Genomic DNA, 17,020 nt, shown 5'->3' with positions numbered 1-17,020 from the left:
TCTCATGTCGAAGCCTCCTATTTTGTTGACAAGGCGTATTCCCCAAGCGGGATTAGACCTGCTGGATCGATTCTGTGAGGTGCGGATGTGGGAAAAGGAGGCGGTTGTCCCCACCGAATGGCTCATGGAACACGTTCCATCGGCGAAAGGTCTGGTGTGTTTACTCACAGACCAAATCGATAAACCTGTGCTTGATGTGGCGAGTTCGCTGAAAGTCGTCAGCACGATGGCCGTCGGGTATGATCATATCAATATCGCGGAATGCACGAGGCGAGGAATTCCGGTGGGCTATACGCCGGGAGTGTTGACTGAGACGACGGCGGACTTTGCCTTTGCCCTCATGATGGCGGCGGCTCGACGTGTCGTCGAAGGCGCCAGTTTCGTAAAAGAAGGCAGATGGAAGACCTGGAGTCCGACGTTCTTACTTGGGCAAGATCTACATGAAGCTACCCTGGGCATCGTGGGTTTCGGTCGAATCGGGCAGGCAATGGCCCGCCGGGCGAAAGGTTTCAGCATGCGGGTGCTTGCTTGTTGTGCATCAAAGCAGGTTGGCCCTCAAGACGAAGGCCTGCAGGATGTGGAATTTCGTGATTTTCAGACTGTTCTTAAAGAGTCTGATTTCGTGAGCTTGCACGTGCCGTTAACGCCTCAGACGCATCATTTAATCGGCAAGACAGAACTTCAACGAATGAAAACCAGCTCGATCCTCATCAATACGGCACGAGGCCGGGTGATTGACTCAGATGCGTTGTATGAAGCGCTCGGCCATCATGTAATCGCCTATGCGGCACTCGATGTGACGGACCCTGAACCGATTCCGGTCAATGACCGCCTGTTAACCCTGTCCAATTGTCTGATCGTTCCGCACATCGCCAGCGCTTCCGTCGCTACCAGAAGCAAGATGGCGGTGATGACCGCTGACAATCTTTTGGCTGGTCTCAAAGGAGAACGGCTGCCGTTTATCGTAAACCCTGAAGTCTACGGGAACGCGAAAAAGGAGAGAGCATGATGAAGGTTACGCATTCGGCCATTCAACAACTAAAAGCCGTCATTCGTGAACATCCAGAAGACCCCATCGTGCGCATTCAGGTTCATGATCAAGATGAACGTAAGATCACGTTCAGCATCACGCTCGACAATGTCACTCAACCCGATGACGAAATTCAAGAAATCGAGCAACTCACCATTGCCGTGGAGGGCCGCAGTGCGCCGCGCATGGTTGAGGTGACTCTTGATTACCAAGAGGGGCGAGGCTTTTCATTCGCTCATCCCGATGCGCCTCATCATGATAACTTTCCCTTGAACCTGATCAACCTCAATTAAATATGCGGCTGTCTGTCAACAAGCATGGTCTGCTCTTGAATCTCCGGAATCCGGTCCGCGCGACTCCAACGTTTTCCTTTGTCATGCCATGAGTTTGTCTCGTCATATCTTTTTTGCCTCCTGTCCTCCAGGATTAGAAGCCGCGTTAGCGGATGAATTAGAGCAAATGGGGGCATCGCATATACGGTCCATTCAGGGAGGCGTCGGTTTTCAAGGGTCCTTCACGCTCGGATATCACGTGAACCTCGAAAGTCGAATCGCTAGCCGTGTTCTCTTGCAAATCGATCGCGCCGGGTACCAATGTGAGCAAGACGTCTATCGCTTCGTGCTTGGAATTTCCTGGTGGGAATGGTTTTCAGCCAAACAGACGATCAAGGTAAGAGTGCAGGCCAAAGACTGTCCCTTGAAAAGTCTCGACTTTGTCACCTTGCGCATAAAAGATGCAGTCTGCGACGCCTTTTCCAGGAAAAAATGTGTGCGACCAAACGTCGATACGCGCACACCGGATGTGCAAATTACCGGGTTCCTTGATGAGAAAACCGTGACGATCTATCTCGATACGACTGGGGAGCCATTGTTCAAACGTGGGTGGCCTCAGGGAAAATCCGAAGCTCCGTTGCGGGAAAATCTTGCTGCGGGTTTGCTCAAACTTTCAGGATGGACGGAAGAACAACCGTTGGTAGATCCGATGTGCGGGAGTGGAACGATTCTCATCGAAGCCGCACAGATGGCCAAGCGAGTGGCGCCCGGATTGGGGCGGCGCTTTGCCTTTCAAAAGCTCCGTGGGTTTGATGCTCGCCTGTGGGACAAGATCTGTCAAGCGAGCATCGCCAAACAGCATGAATCCGTGGACCTTAAGTTGATCGGCGTCGATCGCAATCACAGTGCGTTACAGGTTGCACGCAGGAACGTTGAAAGTCTGGGGCTTCAAGAGCTGATACATTTGCAACATGCCGATGTCCTCGATGCGCTCCCTCCATCAGCCCCAGGCGTACTCATCACCAATCCGCCCTACGGGATACGGGTCGGAGAGTATGCGGACCTTGCCAGGTTTTATCCGCAATTTGGTGATGTCCTGAAGAAGCACTATGCTGGTTGGCGCGTCTATATTCTGACGGCAGACCGGCGAGTGCCGAAGATGATTCGCCTGTTGCCGACCCGTAAAGTGCCATTATTCAACGGAGATCTCGAATGCCGATTCTACGAATTTAAGATGGTTCGTGGGTTCAATAGAAAGAGTCAACGGTCCGGAAGGGAACGTGACGGAGGGCATGAGTGACAACGTGTTTACAGGACGCGTTGGCTGGGAATGCCTGTAATCGTGAGCCATACATCTTCAATGCAACGGAGGATGTAGATCCATTCGTTACAATTGGTGGGTTTTTTGAAGACGTAGCGGGGCATGGGTGGCTTTTGGATTTTGGTCGAGATACGTGGCTTGCTGTCATGATAGAGGATGGCGATCGGAATCTGTCGTAAATGGTGTTCCTGATGTATTTCTTCAAGGACTTCGAGCCCGCTGACGCCAGGCAATTTTACGTCTAGGAGTATGAGATTGGGGCGCGGAACATCCAGGAATGGGTGCTCCTGGCGCAGGTAGGCCAAAGCCTGTTCCCCGTCTTCCACCTCCTGAACGTCGACGCTCACGATCTGAGAGACCGTCAAGGCTTCCTGTAGAGAGTAGACTTCTTCTTGATCATTTTCGACCAATAGAATTTTGATGGCTTGGGTTAGCATCTGAACAAAGGTTATGCCCGGTCCACCATAGTCGCTGCGTTGGAGTTTCAGGGTGCGTCACCATTGATGGTGACGAGTGTTTGCTGTCATCCAGACGTGTATTGTATCGGTACAAGTTTGTTTTGGATTAAGGGCGAGCCGGTAGTTGCTGGGAAATAACATGAATGAAAGTTGACGCAAGGTAACAGACCATCGTGAAAGGACATCAGAAAAAAGAAATGACGCATGTGTTCATTATCCGTTTGCATGAGACTATCTGGCTTGGGAGGCAGGCAGATTGATGATGATATGTGTTGAATTTCCAATAACGAGTCTTTGTCGGCTTTATTCTAAGTTTGGGAAGTTTCTGTCCGAGTATACCGCTGCTCGAAACGGAGCGTCGGTCTCTGTCTCGTAGGGATGGAGGTCTTGTAGGTGATCATGAACCGGCCAACCTTGCTTCTTGTGATACCTCCATTAACGCAATTAAACACCCCCTACCCATCCACGGCGTACTTAACGGGCTTTCTTCGTTCCCGTGGCTATCATGTTCAGCAAGCTGACGTGGGGATCGAGATGGTCCTGGGACTGTTTTCCCGTGATGGCTTAACGAGAGTGTTTGAGCAATTAAGACTCCTCAGCCCTCACCTTCCAGGCGAAGCTTTACAAATGTTGAGCTTAGAGCGTGCGTACCTTAATACGATTGACCCGGTGATCAATTTCCTCCAAGGTCATAATCCCACGCTCGCTCCACGTATTTGTCAAGGTAACTTTCTTCCTCACGGCCCACGTTCGGTCGGCGAGGAAGTCAGGGAACCTCAGCGAACGAATGTCACTGATCAGGCGAAACGATTGGCCTCTCTGTATATCGAGGATCTTACGGATATGATCCAGGCCACCATGAGTCCGCATTTTGCTTTGAATCGATACGCGGAATCAGTGGCGAAGGAGGCACGGTCATTCGATCAAATCCTGGATGCGTTAGCCGAACCTCCAAGCCTGACGGATCAGTTCATGCTCGAAGCGTTCTGGCGACATATCGAAACGACAGAACCTTCCATCGTGGGATTTACGGTGCCGTTCCCGGGCAATGTGTATGGAGCGTTTCGAATGGCTCAGGCGCTAAAAGCCAAGAGATCTAATGTGAAGGTCATGCTCGGAGGGGGGTATGTCAATACTGAACTGAGGCGGGTCAGCGATCCGAGGGTATTTGATCTGCTCGATTATATTACCCTGGATAATGGCGAGCGTCCGATACTCTGTCTCTTGGAGCATATGGCTGGCACGCGACCGGAAACCGCCCTGTGTCGGACATGGATAAGGACAGAGAAGACAGTCCAATGGCGTCATGACCCCTTGAATCGGGATATTGCCCAAATGGAGTTAGGGACTCCCACCTATGACGGGTTACCATTAGATCGCTATGTGACCATATTGGATACGCTCAACCCCATGCATCGCCTATGGTCAGATGGTCATTGGAACAAACTCACCGTCGCGCATGGGTGTTATTGGAAGCAATGCACGTTTTGCGATATTGGGCTCGATTATATCGGTCGTTATGAAGCCTCGCCCAGTGAGGTACTCACTGATCGAATTGAGACGTTGATTGCAGAGACGGGAAAACGGGGGTTTCACTTTGTGGATGAAGCCGCTCCTCCGGCAGGACTGAAGAGTTTGGCGCTGTCGCTGCTGGAGAGAGGAATCACGATTTCCTGGTGGGGGAACATTCGATTTGAGTCCACCTTTACGGGGGACCTCTGCCGTTTGCTAGCAGCCTCCGGCTGTATCGCTGTGAGCGCCGGGCTGGAGGCCGCCTCGGACCGACTCTTGGAGTTCGTGAAAAAAGGCATCACCGTCGATCAAACGGTCGAAGTGGCTTCGGCTTTTCGTGAGGCGGGCATTCTCATTCATGCCTATTTAATGTACGGATTGCCCAGTGAAACCATCACGGAAACCGTCGAAAGTTTAGAGCGTGTGCGGCAAATGTTTGCCTGCGATTTGATTCAATCGGCCTTTTGGCATCGATTCACGGCGACGGTCCATAGTCCGATTGGACTGCACCCAGACACATACGGCATACGTCTCATGAATGTACAATTTGAAGGGTTCGCGGAGAATGACCTGATGCATGAGGATCTGCATGTCAAAACCCCGGAGTGGCTCGGAGAAGGACTTCGCAGGGCTCTGTTGTATTTCAAGGAGGGTGAGGGATTGGAGCAAGACGTTCGTTCCTGGTTTCCTGAGCGAGTCCCCAAGCCGCGCGTTCGACGCGATTGGGTGAAACGAGTCTTGTCAGGTGGTTTTTCGAACGATTCATCCCTGCCGGAACGGAAATTCGTGTGGGTGGGAGGAACGCCAGTCAAAGAAATCATAAGGGGGAATCGATGTCGTCTCATACTCCCCAACCGGACAGTTGATGAGACCATGACGCTGCCTCACGAGTATGCGGATTGGCTGTTGGACGTCATTCAGTGCGCGACGCCCCATCGAGCAAAGGATCAGGAAGGGTACCCTGTCTATAAACAGGTCCGTTCAAATTTTCCATTTGGCGGTGCGAAGGGGTTTGATGCATTTTTTGCGACGAAGGCATGTGCTATGGCACGCGCGATTGGATTGTTGTTGGTATAGCAAAGATCAGAACGTGAGGTTGTGTGAGTAACGCAGGGATGCCCTTAATCCTTTTGACCGGTTTTTTTGATGATGTGGTACCCGAATTGGGTTTTCACGACATTGCTGATACTTCCGTGACTCATACGCTTGACTGCATCTTCAAACGTTTTCACCATTTTCCCAGGACCAAACCAGCCTAGATCTCCACTCTTGGACTTACTCGGGCAGGTCGAAAACTCTTTCGCCAATTCGCCGAATTTTCCTCCGCTTTTCAGGCGTTTTCGAATATCGTCTGCTAAGCTTTTTTCTTTTACTAAGATATGACTGGCTCTCCACTCCATACGTACTCCTTCATCACCGGAAAATTATAGTAGAGCAGGAACGAATGTAGCGGTTTTTCCTTACTCTAGACTGACGCGAAAATTATCAAAGAAGCAAAGGGGTGTCAAATGGGAACGTATCTATTCCCCGGTTTATGAGTAGCGGTTCTTGACAAGAGGTTGATACTGGCTTGAGTCGTGTCGCTACACAAATTTGTTGAATAACCCTAGTCCGCTGATGAGGGTTAGCACTCCGCCAACGACCTGTCTGAATTGTCGATCATGTTTTAAGATCTCATCATGAAACTTGAGTCCGATCAGGTGGCCGATAGCCGCCACAGGAAGAAGTGTGAGGGCGGTGAAAAGGTGCAGCTCTATTCTCAGTGCCACAAAAGTGCTCATCTTGATTGTCACGATGGTAAACCAGAGCACGTATAATGTATTGCGTAGTTGGGCAGGTGTGACATTTTTCATGGCGACCGCCACCATGAGCGGCCCACCGGTCAATGAGGTGCCCGCCACATAGCCTCCTAATGCCAGCAAGATGGTATCGCTCCAGTACTCATGACTCGTGATAGTCATGTTGAGAAGCCACATCAGCCCGTATCCCAAAGAGACGGTATAGATAAAGATGAGGAGCCATGTTGTGGGCAGTGAGATCAGACCCAGTACGCCCATCAATGTTGTGGGCAGGATCACGAAACTGGTCTTTCGCAGATAATTCCAGTTCACATTATGGAGACGGGTGCGAAGAGTCAGGGCGGAGAAAAAGAGCAGATGTGTTCCGATGATTGGCAACCAAAAGAGCGGTTGGTCATGCAGAAAAAGCATGAGAGGCAGGCCGAGCGCGGCTCCGCCAAATCCGAGTCCGCTTCGAACGAACCCTGTCCAGATAAAGAGAAAGCCTACAAGAAGGAGTTCGATCGTATTGAAGTTGAGAAGGGTATGGACCATGATTCGGGCGGTGTCTTGGAGGTATTGACCCTAGTGATACACATGAGACGTAGAGATGAACGAAGCTGCTCAAGGGCCAGACTTCAGCGGGTCATACCCTAGGAGGTGAGGTCATGTGGCGTCGAGTATATCAAGTAATCTTTCAACGGTCTCTGTGAGGTCTGGACGGGTGGCGATGACGCCTTGAGTGGTTGGAGTGGGCTGATTGAAGCGTATCGGTTGTCCATGCCGATCATGAACGATGCCGCCTGCCTCCTGGATCATCAGCACTCCGGCCGCGATATCCCATTCATTTTGGTTGCCTGGGTTCAGCATGATGTCCGCGCGTCCGGCGGCTTGAAGTGCTAGGGCACATGCAATAGAGCCAAAGGGTTGAACTTCAATCGTGGGTGCGAGTTCTTGAAGCCGCCGGCGTTGATTGTTCGAGAGGTTGGCTAAACAGGTTACTCGTTCGGATGAGGTGGATTTTCCGGAGATGGGCTGCTCGTTGAAAAAGGCCCCGTCATCTTTCATCGCCAAAAACATCTCATCGGTGGCCGGATTGAAAATCATCCCAATAACGGGTTCTTCATCCTCGACAAGAGCCATGGAAATCGCATATTGAGGAATCTGAGAGATGAAGTTTCGTGTGCCGTCAATAGGATCGAGAATCCATACACGGGTTTTTTTGAGTCGCTGACGGTCATCGGGCGATTCTTCCGATAACCAACCGTCTTGTGGATACGCTTTGTGCACATGGTCTTTGAGAAGCTGATCAACGGCTAAATCAGCCGTCGTGACTTGAGATGAGTCCGGCTTGATCATGACTTCAAAGCCTTCACGTATCAGTTCTAAGACCCGTTGTCCGGCTTCACGGACGACGGAGTCAAGGAACGTGACTTCGCCGCGACTATGCAGAATGTGGTATTGAGAATGTGTCATGGTGTTCGATGTCAATGGTCATTGATCAATGATCAATGATCGGTCTACCCTCTTTTGACTATAGTCGCGAATTGTCCATTCGTCAAAGAGAGTGATCATGGAGGATTGTCCTAACCTTTCGAAAAGGGTAAGATTTTATTGTGTCCTTTCCCTTGCCATGTCAAAAACGTCTGGCGTTCATCTGAGGATCGTCCGTATCCTATCTGATAATGTTTTTATGACATGCTCATGGCAATGTCAAAGATTCGTGTTCAACTCAATTTACCTCCTCACCGTTTTTTAGCTTATTACGAAGGTATGGTCGATGATGTGGTGGCACGAGCATCGGATGGACGCCGAGTGCGATTCCCCGCTCGGGTGTTACGTCCATTCATGACCCAACAGGGTGTTGTTGGATCTTTCTTTATTACGTATGATGGCAATAAGAAATTCATATCCATTGAGCGTACGTCCGATGGGCCAGCTTCGTAACATTCATGTCGGCGGCGGACTATTCTCTTGGCGGACTTTTCCTGAGCGCGTTTATTTCATCGACGCTGTTTCCTGGGGGCTCAGAAGTTGTTCTCGCAGTTTTAGTCGCCCAGCAAAACCATAATCCCTGGGTGTTGTGCGGAGTCGCGACGGCAGGCAATACATTAGGAGGCATGAGTTCCTGGGCCATCGGATGGTTGTTGAGCTGGCGGTATCCTGTTTCGGGTCTGGTTAAGGTTCGTCATCGTCAAGCTGTTGAACGGGTTCAACGATGGGGAAATCCTCTCTTACTCTTGTCATGGGTTCCGGTCATTGGCGATCCCCTATGTGTGGCCGCAGGGTGGTTGCGTATCCGTGGGATTGTTGCGCTGATGTTTATAGGATTCGGGAAAGCTCTCAGATATGCCGTGATTGTTGCCCTGTTGTCCTAATGTCGTAAGATGGGACGGGAGTCAAGTGACTGAATGCCCAGTCCAGTCAGGTTTTGTCGGAGAAAGAGTCCTAGCGTCTTAGGTGTCGGGCTTGGGCCAATCAAACTTGTGCAAATATGGGCACTGGAAAGGATCACATGAAGGTTCCTCTTCTTGACTTGAAATTGCAGTTTCAACCGATTCGTCGAGAGCTCTTGGGTACGATCGAGGAAGTCTGTGATGATCAAGGGTTTGTCCTTGGGCCTCGTGTCGAGCAATTCGAGCAAGTGCTCGGGAAATATGTCGGGACTGGCCATGCTGTCGGGGTGGCCTCCGGCAGCGATGCGTTGCTTCTATCTCTGGTGGCGTTGGATGTGAGGCCGGGAGACGAGGTCATCACCGTGCCATTTACGTTTTTTTCGACGGCTGGAGTGATTTCACGGTTGGGGGCGACTCCGGTGTTTGTCGATATCCAGGCGACCAGCTTTAACCTCGATGCCGATCAGCTTGTGGCTAAAATAACGAGCCGGACAAAGGCGATTATTCCCGTGCATCTCTTCGGACAATGTGCGGAAATGGAGAAAATTTCTGCCGTCGCTGCCGAGTATGACATCCCGGTGATCGAAGACGCTTGTCAGGCGATAGGAGCCGCGAGGAATGGCGTGCGAGCAGGCGGGTTTGGCACAACAGGGTGTTTTAGCTTTTTCCCCTCGAAGAATCTTGGCGGATTTGGAGATGGGGGAATCGTGACGACACACGATGAAAAGATTGCTGACCGGCTACGCGCGTTGCGCGTGCATGGCAGTCGATCCGATTACCATCATCATTTGATTGGCATGAATAGCCGTCTTGACGCCCTGCAGGCTGCCGTCCTTCAATCGAAACTACCATACCTTGACGAATGGACAGAAAAACGACGAAGCAATGCCCAGGAATATGCACGTTTGTTTCAGGAGGCAGGACTCCTGGACAGAGTTACTCTTCCTGTCGCCGCCACGTCGAATTATCATGTGTTTAATCAATACACGATTCGGACCACACAACGCGATCAGCTGAGCGCGTACCTCACCAAACAAGGCATCGGGAATAAAATCTATTATCCCGTTCCGCTTCACCTTCAGGAATGCTACCAAGTCTTGGGCTATGAGAAGGGGCAATTTCCCGTTTCCGAACAGACAGCCCATGAAGTACTCTCACTTCCTATCTATCCGGAACTCTCTTCTGAACAACTTAGCTATGTCGTCAGAATGATCAAAGAGTTTTTTGAGATTTCCGACACGAATTGACGTGACCATCCGTCAGATCCTGGGGCTGGCTTTTTCTTCTTAGCTCTTTCTGGCTCCCTCCGGTCTGCATAGTCACTCCGGATACGTCGCCTGAATAGTACTACTCAGTCCACCGCGTGCCGTGAATTTTCCCGTGACAGTCGCAGAGACGGGGTGACAGGCTTTGACGAGATCAGCCAAAATCCGGTTGACGGCATTTTCATAGAAAATGCCGAGGTTGCGGTAGGCATGAATGTATTCTTTGAGTGACTTGAGCTCGAGGCAGGATTGGTCGGGAACGTAACTGATTATGATGGTGCCAAAGTCAGGCAAGCCTGTTTTTGGACAGATCGCGGTATATTCCGGTACTTCAATCGTGATTTCATACCCCTGGTACTGATTCGGCCATGTGTCGATGGCAGGCAGCTTGGTCCGTACACCGCTTTTGGCGTGCTGATCAGTGTAGCGTGTCGATGCTTTGGAACGATTCGATTTCATCTCATGATTTCCTTGTAAGTCATTCAGAACATTGAACGTTTAGTCTACTCTCTTCCGGCAAATTCTCGCAACAACTCTTGGTGAGTTTGTTGAGAAAGCTCGCTTCCTTCGGTATAATCACTGCTCGAATTGGCTGGCTGTTCTTCTAAGCCAGCCATTCCTTTTTTGATGTACATTCTTGTGTACATGAGTCCGTCCGTTCATCAAATTTGTTACAAACTTCAGTCTTCAGAAAACTATGATCGACAGCGATGATTTTGTCAGAGCTTTGCAAGATATTGGGCTAGATTTCTTTACAGGCGTGCCAGATACGATTCTTGGTGGAATTATCGCCGATCTGACCGAAAAGCGTCTGTATACTCCTGCCGTTCGGGAAGATGAAGCTGTTGCCATGGCTGCCGGGGCCTATTTGGGTGGGAAGATTCCAGCCGTTCTGATGCAGAACTCAGGATTGGGCAATGCTCTAAACGTTCTGGAGTCATTGAATCTGATCTATCAAATTCCTTGTGTTTTGTTGATTTCCTGGCGGGGGTTTGAGGGAAAAGATGCGCCAGAGCATCTGGTCATGGGGCAAACGATGACGCAATTGTTGGATACGGTAAAAATTCCTCATCGCACAGTATCCGAAGAGAGTGTTGTCGAGGATTTGCGGTGGACGGCGCAGACGTTCATGGAACAGCGAATACCCTTGGCTTTGCTATTGAAGAAAGGCATTGTCAAGACGGTGCAACCGTAAGACAGGAATCGTGAGGAATGAATGGTTCGAGGGGTGAGACATGAAAAATAGCCGAAGAAAAACGCATAGATCTCGTCGATCAATAATCCAAGGCAGGTTGTGAGATGATCGGTCCCGAAGAGGGGGTGATGCAGAGTCGCGCCCAGGCCATGAGCGCGATGTTAGAGTTGATAACCGAGCAACCGTTGATCATTTGTAATGGGTTTCCATCTCGTGAGGCTCATAAGTTGCGGGAGCGTGACGAGAATTTTTATATGATCGGGTCGATGGGAGCCGCGGCAGGTATCGGGTTGGGGCTGGCGCTGGCTCGGCCAGAGAAAACCGTCGTGGTCTTTGACGGAGACGGAAACGTGTTGATGAGTATGGGAACGTTGGCGACGATCGGCGCGTTGAAGCCCAAAAATCTCGTGCATGTTGTGTTCGATAATGAAGTCTATGGGACGACGGGCAATCAACCAACGTATTCACGGCTCGTCAGTCTCGACAAGGTAGCGAAGGCGGCCGGCTATCACAATGTCGAGCGCGTCAGAGAGCGTGAGGATATCGTGTATGAGTTTAAAGATATGTTGGATAGTGAAGGCCCGAATTTCCTTTTAATCAAAGTCAACGAACAGATTGAAGATGCGGATCGTGTGGCTATCGAGCCTGCCGACATCACCCGTCGGTTTAAAGCCAGGGTGAGCGGTTCGTAGGAATAAGCAGGAAGGCGTGATGATGACCATGCGAAAAATGTCGGGCGCTTTTCTGATTCTTCAATTCTGACGTTTGACGACTCACGTTTTACGCATCACGAACGGAATACGATGATTCTACTCAATCCCGGTCCTGTAAATGTGTCCGAGCGCGTGCGACGCGCGCTCTCAGAGCCCGACATTTGCCATCGAGAATCAGAATGCGCCGAACTATTGGCTGCCATACGGCAGAAGTTACTGCAAGCCTTTGTTCCCGGTAGTGAAGCTGACTATACCGCTATCCTATTAACCGGTTCTGGGACGGCAGCGGTCGAGGCAGCCTTACTGTCCAGTTTGCCGCAAGGGAAACGGATCATGGTCATTATCAATGGTGTCTATGGACAGCGGCTGTGGAATATGGCGGGCACTCAACGACTTGGGGCCGTTGAAATGCGCTTGGATTGGGGACAGGCTCCTGATCCTGAGAAGGTTTTGCTGGCATTGCGGCAGCATAAAGAAGTTCATACGGTCGCCATGGTTCACCATGAAACGACGCTAGGCTTCATGAATCCCGCAGAAAAAATCGCGGAAATCGCGGACGCGCAAAATCGTGTTTTCCTCCTGGATTCTGTCAGTGGACTCGGGGGAGAAGCGTTGGATATCGTGACGCCACACATGTATCTGGTAGCCAGCGCTGCTCAAAAATGTATACAGGGATTTCCCGGTGTGGCCTTCGTGATCGTCAGAAAGGGGTTCATGGACCGCATCATGAAATATCCGAAACGGAATTGGTACCTGAATCTGGCGAATTATTATGAAGAGCAAGAGCGTGGTAGTATTCCCTTTACCCCGGCGGTTCAGGTTTACTATGCTTTCCGAGAGGCCCTTGATGAGCTGTTGGAAGAGGGGGTTGCCAATCGATGCGCGCGTTTTCTGGGCTACGCGACCATGATCCGTGAGCGTATGGCGGCGTTGGGCATCAAGGCCGTCCTTTCTCCTGAATTTCAGTCGAATACCTTGACGGCCTTTTACCTTCCTGCCGGTGTCTCCTACTCGACGCTTCATGATCAATTGAAACAAGAAGGCTATGTGATCTATGCCGGTCAGGGACAATTGGAATCACAAATTTTTCGTGTGGCGAATATTGGGGCATTATCGGAAAAAGACATCACAGGGTTCTTGGAAGCGTTCGAGAGAATATTACAGAAAAATAGTGTGCTCTCGTGAAAGCGATTATATTAGCCGCTGGTGTTGGCAAACGATTGGGGGCTGCGGCCGATGGGTTGCCGAAGTGCCTCATACATATCGGGGGAAAATCGTTGCTCGCCCGTCATCTGGAAAATTTCACCTCTTTGGGGATCAGGCAGGTCACGATCGTCGTTGGGTATGAACAAGAGACGATCCGGCAAACAGTTGATGCGTTAGATTTTCCCGGAACGGTGCATTTCGTGGTGAATCCTCAGTACACACGAGGAAGCATTACCTCTTTTTGGGAAGCCAGACATGCGATCGATGACGATGTCGTCATCATGGATGCCGATGTTCTGTATCATCCCGCTATACTTCGACGGCTGGTCGAATCGTCCTACCCCAATGCTCTGTTGGTGGATGAAACGGTGACACAAGAAACCGAGGAATGCATGGTCGCTATTCAAGGCAATCGCGTGATCAAGCTCAGTAAGCAGCTACCACCAGCATATGATTTTGCCGGAGAGGGGGTCGGTTTTTTAAAGGTGAGCAAAAGCTGCAAAGATACATTGGTTGGCTCCATTCACCGATCAATTCTGGCCGAACGGCTGGATAGCGAGTATGAAGATGGGCTCCAGGACTTTTTTAACAATGTCCAAGTCGGGTTTGAACGGATAGGAGGGCTTCCCTGGGTCGAAATTGACTTCCCCGCCGATGTGCAACGAGCCGAGCAGGAAGTATTGCCTGAAATTTTGGGCGTCGGCAGTATCCCTGCGCTACAGCCTAAATCGAAGTCTAAGTCGAAGAATGACGAACAGGATTCAGTGGAACAACCCATAGAAGTATCATGAATGAATTTCAGGTCTGAAGCGTCGCGGTGACGATAAAGATGAGATACCGTTAACGATTAACGATGGATGGAACACTTAACAAACCGGCTACAAGTGTCATTGATACAGCCATTTTGCTGACCTCTTCCGGGGTGTTTAATCTGGGAGAATCTCCGAAGGTTGGTGATCCGAGTGCTTTAACGACAGTCGGCGGGCTAACGTTATTTCAGCGCGCAATCCTGACCTTACAGCGAGCGGGAATTTCTCAGATTTGGGTGTTGGCCGGGACAGAAGAAAAACGCCTCCGAGCGATGATCCAAGAAGATGGTCGAATTCAGGCCGCGATTCGCTGGCTGCCTATTCGCGAGTTTCCACCGACCGATCCGCAAACCTGGGAGGCCTTAGCCGGTGAAGTGAAAGGTTCCTGTTTGATCATCGGATGTCAGACGGTCTTTTCAACATCCCTTGTTCAATCCCTACGAATGGTGGGAACTGACGGGCGGGCCCTTTTGGTCGTTGGCCGGGCAAAAGAAAATCAACATACGGACAATCCTGGGGTTGTGTTCCAGGAGGAGGCGAATCCCGAAACCCTCAACACTCCAGTGGTGTTTCTTGACCACCCTGATGAAGGGGTGAAGAAATCGACGGAATTCATTCGGCAAACCGCGTCTTTTACTGCTGGAGATATGGTCATGCTTCCATCTCGACTGCTTGGAGTGTCAGGGGTTTTGCATACTCGTGGATGCAATCCTCTACGATTAGCGTTAGAGCAGGCGGCCATCGAAGGCATCATTCAACCTGTGCCAACAGCTTCTTCTCAATTTCGTGATGTTCGTGGTCCCCATGGCGTTCAGATTGCTGAACGGAGTCTGTATCAGTCGCTCCAGTCGTTAAAGGGCGGGATGGATGGCTTGGTGGATCGATACGTCAATCGGAAATTTTCAGGAATTTTCACGAGGCTTTTCTTGAAATTGGGGTTAACTCCCAACATGATTACCATGGTCTCTATGGTGTTGGGGTTAATCGCTGCAGGGTTTTTTGCGGTCGGATCGTACCAACTTGGGGTCATCGGCGCATTGCTGTTTCAATTGTCGGTTATCATTGACTGCTGTGACGGAGAGGTGGCCCGGTTGACTTTCTCGGAGTCTCGGTTTGGCCAGGAGTTAGATATTTGGGCGGATAACGTCGTGCATATGGCTATTTTTGCAGGTATTGCGTCAGGAGCTTATTTGCACGGGCCGTGGGAAGGCATGAGCTTGCCGTTATGGCTTGGGTTATGTGCCGTCGTGGCAAACATGGTTTCGTTATGGCTCGTGAATCGCGCTCGTTTCCTTCGTTCCCGGCCTCAGGAGTTGCAGCGTCTTGATGAGTCCACGCGCTCACGGATAGAGTTTTTATTAAGCAACGTGACCAATCGCGATTTTTCAGTCATTATTCTCGCGTTTGCATGTTTCAACATACTGGGTTGGTTTTTATTGATCGCTGCGTTCGGGGCCTGGGTTTTTATCGCTGCATTGGGATGGGTTCTCCGTCAATCCCTTCTCCCTCGTGCTTAAACTCATCTTTCTGGTATTTGGTCTGGTTGTCCTGACTGGAATCGTCTGGCACATCGGACCGGACTCCATTCTCCGGACCGCCTCTCAACTAGGCCCTGTGCCGCTCGTGATTATTCTCTCCCCTATGATTCTGGTCTATGGCTTTGAAGCCGTGGGTTGGCGGCTGACGCTCGGTGATCATGCTCGACGGGTCGGGTTCGCTCAGCTCTTTGCCATTCGAATGGCCGGTGAGAGCGTGAACGTGACCACTCCGGCAGCATACGTGGGAGGTGAACCGCTCAAGGCCTACCTCCTCAAGCCCTATGGCGTGCCATTTGTGGAAGGGCTGGCCTCTGTCGTGACAGCTAAGACGACGATGACCATTGCTCAGGTCTTGTTTATTTTAGTGGGGATCGGGCTGGCGTTTTGGATTCTCGGGGCGTCTGAACATTATCTCCTCGCTGCTCTGGTGAGCGTGGGATTGCTGGCGTTTGGGCTGGCCTTGTTCATGCTGATCCAGCGTTATGGACTGGCGATGGGATGTCTTCGAGTATTGAATGCGTGTCGTATCCGGTTGACATTTTTAGAAACACGCCGCGCGGCACTGGAAGAACTGGATTCCACCATTCGCCGTTTTTATACGCACCATCGCCGGACATTCTATGTGGCGTTGGCCACATTTTTTCTCGCCTGGATGTTGGAAACATTAGAAGTCTATGCCATCTTGTACTTTTTAGATGTTCCGGTTGATATCCTCACGTCGGTGTCCATTGCCGCGTTGACGGTGTTCATCAAAGGCAGCACCTTCTTCATTCCTGGTAGTTTGGGCGCTCAAGAAGGCGGCTATGTCTTGCTGCTGCTGGCCTATGGCTATCCCGAAGTGACAGGTATTACGTTCGCGTTAATCCGTCGTTTACGTGAAATTTTGTGGATTGGCATCGGGCTTTTCTGTCTGGTACTCCTGAAAGGTCGCGGCGAAATTGTTGAAAATGATACCCCTCCGTCCGAGACCAGATAATATGGGTTACCCTGTGAACCCGTGGCAGAACATTACAGAGTTGATTCATGTTTGGTCGGCTGGCACAATCAGTCCCTGACCTCAAGCATGTCATTCATACAGAGTAAGGAGAAGCTATCGTGGATATTATGATCGGCTCAAATGTGCTCCGAAATACCAATGGGATCGTGACGGCGCATGGACACGAACATGTTCGCATTGAACTGGGAGAAGATCAGGCATCCGTACTTCTGACTATGGAGATGTACATGCCTACGGGAACGCAAGTGGCTAAACTAGAAAAAAATGTTTGGACTTTGAACGAAGGGGATCGTTTCGAGCTCACGACCGACCCGGAAGGTCTGAAAATCGTGGATACGACCCTGAAGAATGTCGTCATTGAACTCAAGGCCGAAAAAAACAAGCCGCTGACGGTTGGGCAGGCCAAGTTTTATACGTCAAAAGGCACATTGTCCGAAGTTACCCCTGAATGGTGGCGGGTTGGGAATAAAATGGAACTGAATGGGATTGATATGGATCTCGAAGGCGGGGTGATCGCGATGCCCGAGTAA

Annotated in this window: 20 protein-coding genes; 14 read left to right on the top strand and 6 right to left on the bottom strand. The window is 50.7% G+C overall.

Annotated features, from left to right (window positions below; translation table 11 throughout):
- Window positions 1–4: 4 nt before the first annotated feature.
- The 3 genes from MRJ96_01745 to MRJ96_01735 all read left to right on the top strand — a co-directional run bounded on the left by MRJ96_01745 (window position 5) and on the right by MRJ96_01735 (window position 2,602).
- Complete coding sequence (locus MRJ96_01745) at window positions 5–1,009, top strand: D-glycerate dehydrogenase (GenBank protein MDR4500167.1); 1,005 nt, start codon at window positions 5–7, stop codon at window positions 1,007–1,009.
- Window positions 1,006–1,323 (top strand): hypothetical protein, encoded by a 318-nt coding sequence (locus MRJ96_01740; GenBank protein ID MDR4500166.1) that lies wholly within the window; start codon window positions 1,006–1,008, stop codon window positions 1,321–1,323. The genes MRJ96_01745 and MRJ96_01740 overlap by 4 nt, the downstream gene beginning before the upstream one ends.
- An 88-nt stretch (window positions 1,324–1,411) precedes the next feature.
- A complete protein-coding gene (locus tag MRJ96_01735; GenBank protein MDR4500165.1) occupies window positions 1,412–2,602 on the top strand; it encodes a methyltransferase in 1,191 nt (396 codons plus the stop codon).
- Window positions 2,603–2,610: 8 nt separating this feature from the next.
- On the opposite strand, the gene MRJ96_01730 is transcribed toward MRJ96_01735, so the two are convergent.
- A complete protein-coding gene (locus MRJ96_01730) occupies window positions 2,611–3,060 on the bottom strand; it encodes a response regulator (GenBank protein ID MDR4500164.1) in 450 nt (149 codons plus the stop codon).
- A 420-nt stretch (window positions 3,061–3,480) separates the two neighbouring features.
- Between MRJ96_01730 and MRJ96_01725 the strand changes: the two genes are divergently transcribed.
- Entirely contained in the window at window positions 3,481–5,670 is a 2,190-nt protein-coding gene (locus MRJ96_01725; GenBank protein MDR4500163.1) for a radical SAM protein, read from the top strand.
- Between the two features lie 44 nt (window positions 5,671–5,714).
- Here the strand turns inward: MRJ96_01725 and MRJ96_01720 are convergent, their stop codons facing one another.
- The 3 genes from MRJ96_01720 to MRJ96_01710 all read right to left on the bottom strand — a co-directional run bounded on the left by MRJ96_01720 (window position 5,715) and on the right by MRJ96_01710 (window position 7,847).
- Window positions 5,715–5,993 (bottom strand): peptidyl-prolyl cis-trans isomerase, encoded by a 279-nt coding sequence (locus MRJ96_01720; GenBank protein ID MDR4500162.1) that lies wholly within the window; start codon window positions 5,991–5,993, stop codon window positions 5,715–5,717.
- Window positions 5,994–6,176: 183 nt separating this feature from the next.
- The gene (locus tag MRJ96_01715; protein MDR4500161.1) at window positions 6,177–6,926 is read right to left on the bottom strand and encodes a TSUP family transporter; all 750 of its coding nucleotides are present in this window, start codon (window positions 6,924–6,926) and stop codon (window positions 6,177–6,179) included.
- 111 nt (window positions 6,927–7,037) lie between these two features.
- Entirely contained in the window at window positions 7,038–7,847 is an 810-nt protein-coding gene (locus tag MRJ96_01710) for a 3'(2'),5'-bisphosphate nucleotidase CysQ (GenBank protein MDR4500160.1), read from the bottom strand.
- 228 nt (window positions 7,848–8,075) lie between these two features.
- Between MRJ96_01710 and MRJ96_01705 the strand changes: the two genes are divergently transcribed.
- From MRJ96_01705 to MRJ96_01695, 3 genes are all read left to right on the top strand, one after another.
- Entirely contained in the window at window positions 8,076–8,318 is a 243-nt protein-coding gene (locus MRJ96_01705) for a DUF2835 domain-containing protein (GenBank protein ID MDR4500159.1), read from the top strand.
- 5 nt (window positions 8,319–8,323) lie between these two features.
- Window positions 8,324–8,749: a DedA family protein gene (locus tag MRJ96_01700; protein ID MDR4500158.1), complete on the top strand. Its 426-nt coding sequence runs from the start codon at window positions 8,324–8,326 to the stop codon at window positions 8,747–8,749.
- 137 nt (window positions 8,750–8,886) lie between these two features.
- Complete coding sequence (locus tag MRJ96_01695; protein ID MDR4500157.1) at window positions 8,887–10,014, top strand: DegT/DnrJ/EryC1/StrS family aminotransferase; 1,128 nt, start codon at window positions 8,887–8,889, stop codon at window positions 10,012–10,014.
- 72 nt (window positions 10,015–10,086) lie between these two features.
- On the opposite strand, the gene queF is transcribed toward MRJ96_01695, so the two are convergent.
- A complete protein-coding gene (queF, locus tag MRJ96_01690) occupies window positions 10,087–10,491 on the bottom strand; it encodes a preQ(1) synthase (protein ID MDR4500156.1) in 405 nt (134 codons plus the stop codon).
- A 44-nt stretch (window positions 10,492–10,535) separates the two neighbouring features.
- Complete coding sequence (locus MRJ96_01685; GenBank protein ID MDR4500155.1) at window positions 10,536–10,679, bottom strand: hypothetical protein; 144 nt, start codon at window positions 10,677–10,679, stop codon at window positions 10,536–10,538.
- Window positions 10,680–10,729: 50 nt separating this feature from the next.
- On the opposite strand from MRJ96_01685, the gene MRJ96_01680 reads away from it, so the two are divergent.
- From MRJ96_01680 to MRJ96_01650, 7 genes are all read left to right on the top strand, one after another.
- Window positions 10,730–11,227, top strand: a complete 498-nt coding sequence (locus MRJ96_01680; GenBank protein ID MDR4500154.1) for a hypothetical protein — start codon at window positions 10,730–10,732, stop codon at window positions 11,225–11,227.
- A 128-nt stretch (window positions 11,228–11,355) separates the two neighbouring features.
- Window positions 11,356–11,919, top strand: a complete 564-nt coding sequence (locus tag MRJ96_01675) for a thiamine pyrophosphate-dependent enzyme (GenBank protein MDR4500153.1) — start codon at window positions 11,356–11,358, stop codon at window positions 11,917–11,919.
- A 111-nt stretch (window positions 11,920–12,030) separates the two neighbouring features.
- Window positions 12,031–13,125, top strand: a complete 1,095-nt coding sequence (locus MRJ96_01670) for an alanine--glyoxylate aminotransferase family protein (protein MDR4500152.1) — start codon at window positions 12,031–12,033, stop codon at window positions 13,123–13,125.
- On the top strand, window positions 13,122–13,937 hold the full coding sequence (locus tag MRJ96_01665; protein MDR4500151.1) for a phosphocholine cytidylyltransferase family protein: 816 nt from the start codon (window positions 13,122–13,124) through the stop codon (window positions 13,935–13,937). Before MRJ96_01670 ends, MRJ96_01665 begins: the two co-directional genes overlap by 4 nt.
- 62 nt (window positions 13,938–13,999) lie before the next feature.
- Window positions 14,000–15,472: a CDP-alcohol phosphatidyltransferase family protein gene (locus MRJ96_01660; protein MDR4500150.1), complete on the top strand. Its 1,473-nt coding sequence runs from the start codon at window positions 14,000–14,002 to the stop codon at window positions 15,470–15,472.
- On the top strand, window positions 15,465–16,469 hold the full coding sequence (locus tag MRJ96_01655) for a flippase-like domain-containing protein (GenBank protein MDR4500149.1): 1,005 nt from the start codon (window positions 15,465–15,467) through the stop codon (window positions 16,467–16,469). Before MRJ96_01660 ends, MRJ96_01655 begins: the two co-directional genes overlap by 8 nt.
- Window positions 16,470–16,588: 119 nt before the next feature.
- Window positions 16,589–17,020, top strand: a complete 432-nt coding sequence (locus tag MRJ96_01650; GenBank protein ID MDR4500148.1) for a hypothetical protein — start codon at window positions 16,589–16,591, stop codon at window positions 17,018–17,020.

This window comes from Nitrospirales bacterium (genome assembly GCA_031315865.1).
Taxonomy (GTDB): Bacteria; Nitrospirota; Nitrospiria; order Nitrospirales; family UBA8639; genus JAGQKC01.
The sequence above is the reverse complement of the archived record's forward strand: the minus strand, read 5'-3'. Positions and strand labels throughout refer to the sequence as shown.

Bases quoted from the DNA above. Each gene is read 5' to 3' on its own strand.
- MRJ96_01725 (MDR4500163.1), top strand. From the start codon at position 3,481: ATGAACCGGCCAACCTTGCTTCTTGTGATACCTCCATTAACGCAATTA.
- MRJ96_01715 (MDR4500161.1), bottom strand. From the start codon at position 6,926: ATGGTCCATACCCTTCTCAACTTCAATACGATCGAACTCCTTCTTGTA.
- queF (MDR4500156.1), bottom strand. From the start codon at position 10,491: ATGAAATCGAATCGTTCCAAAGCATCGACACGCTACACTGATCAGCAC.
- MRJ96_01730 (MDR4500164.1), bottom strand. From the start codon at position 3,060: ATGCTAACCCAAGCCATCAAAATTCTATTGGTCGAAAATGATCAAGAA.
- MRJ96_01670 (MDR4500152.1), top strand. From the start codon at position 12,031: ATGATTCTACTCAATCCCGGTCCTGTAAATGTGTCCGAGCGCGTGCGA.
- MRJ96_01700 (MDR4500158.1), top strand. From the start codon at position 8,324: ATGTCGGCGGCGGACTATTCTCTTGGCGGACTTTTCCTGAGCGCGTTT.
- MRJ96_01695 (MDR4500157.1), top strand. From the start codon at position 8,887: ATGAAGGTTCCTCTTCTTGACTTGAAATTGCAGTTTCAACCGATTCGT.
- MRJ96_01685 (MDR4500155.1), bottom strand. From the start codon at position 10,679: ATGTACACAAGAATGTACATCAAAAAAGGAATGGCTGGCTTAGAAGAA.
- MRJ96_01675 (MDR4500153.1), top strand. From the start codon at position 11,356: ATGCAGAGTCGCGCCCAGGCCATGAGCGCGATGTTAGAGTTGATAACC.
- MRJ96_01660 (MDR4500150.1), top strand. From the start codon at position 14,000: ATGGATGGAACACTTAACAAACCGGCTACAAGTGTCATTGATACAGCC.
- MRJ96_01720 (MDR4500162.1), bottom strand. From the start codon at position 5,993: ATGGAGTGGAGAGCCAGTCATATCTTAGTAAAAGAAAAAAGCTTAGCA.
- MRJ96_01705 (MDR4500159.1), top strand. From the start codon at position 8,076: ATGGCAATGTCAAAGATTCGTGTTCAACTCAATTTACCTCCTCACCGT.
- MRJ96_01740 (MDR4500166.1), top strand. From the start codon at position 1,006: ATGATGAAGGTTACGCATTCGGCCATTCAACAACTAAAAGCCGTCATT.
- MRJ96_01680 (MDR4500154.1), top strand. From the start codon at position 10,730: ATGATCGACAGCGATGATTTTGTCAGAGCTTTGCAAGATATTGGGCTA.
- MRJ96_01710 (MDR4500160.1), bottom strand. From the start codon at position 7,847: ATGACACATTCTCAATACCACATTCTGCATAGTCGCGGCGAAGTCACG.
- MRJ96_01745 (MDR4500167.1), top strand. From the start codon at position 5: ATGTCGAAGCCTCCTATTTTGTTGACAAGGCGTATTCCCCAAGCGGGA.
- MRJ96_01735 (MDR4500165.1), top strand. From the start codon at position 1,412: ATGAGTTTGTCTCGTCATATCTTTTTTGCCTCCTGTCCTCCAGGATTA.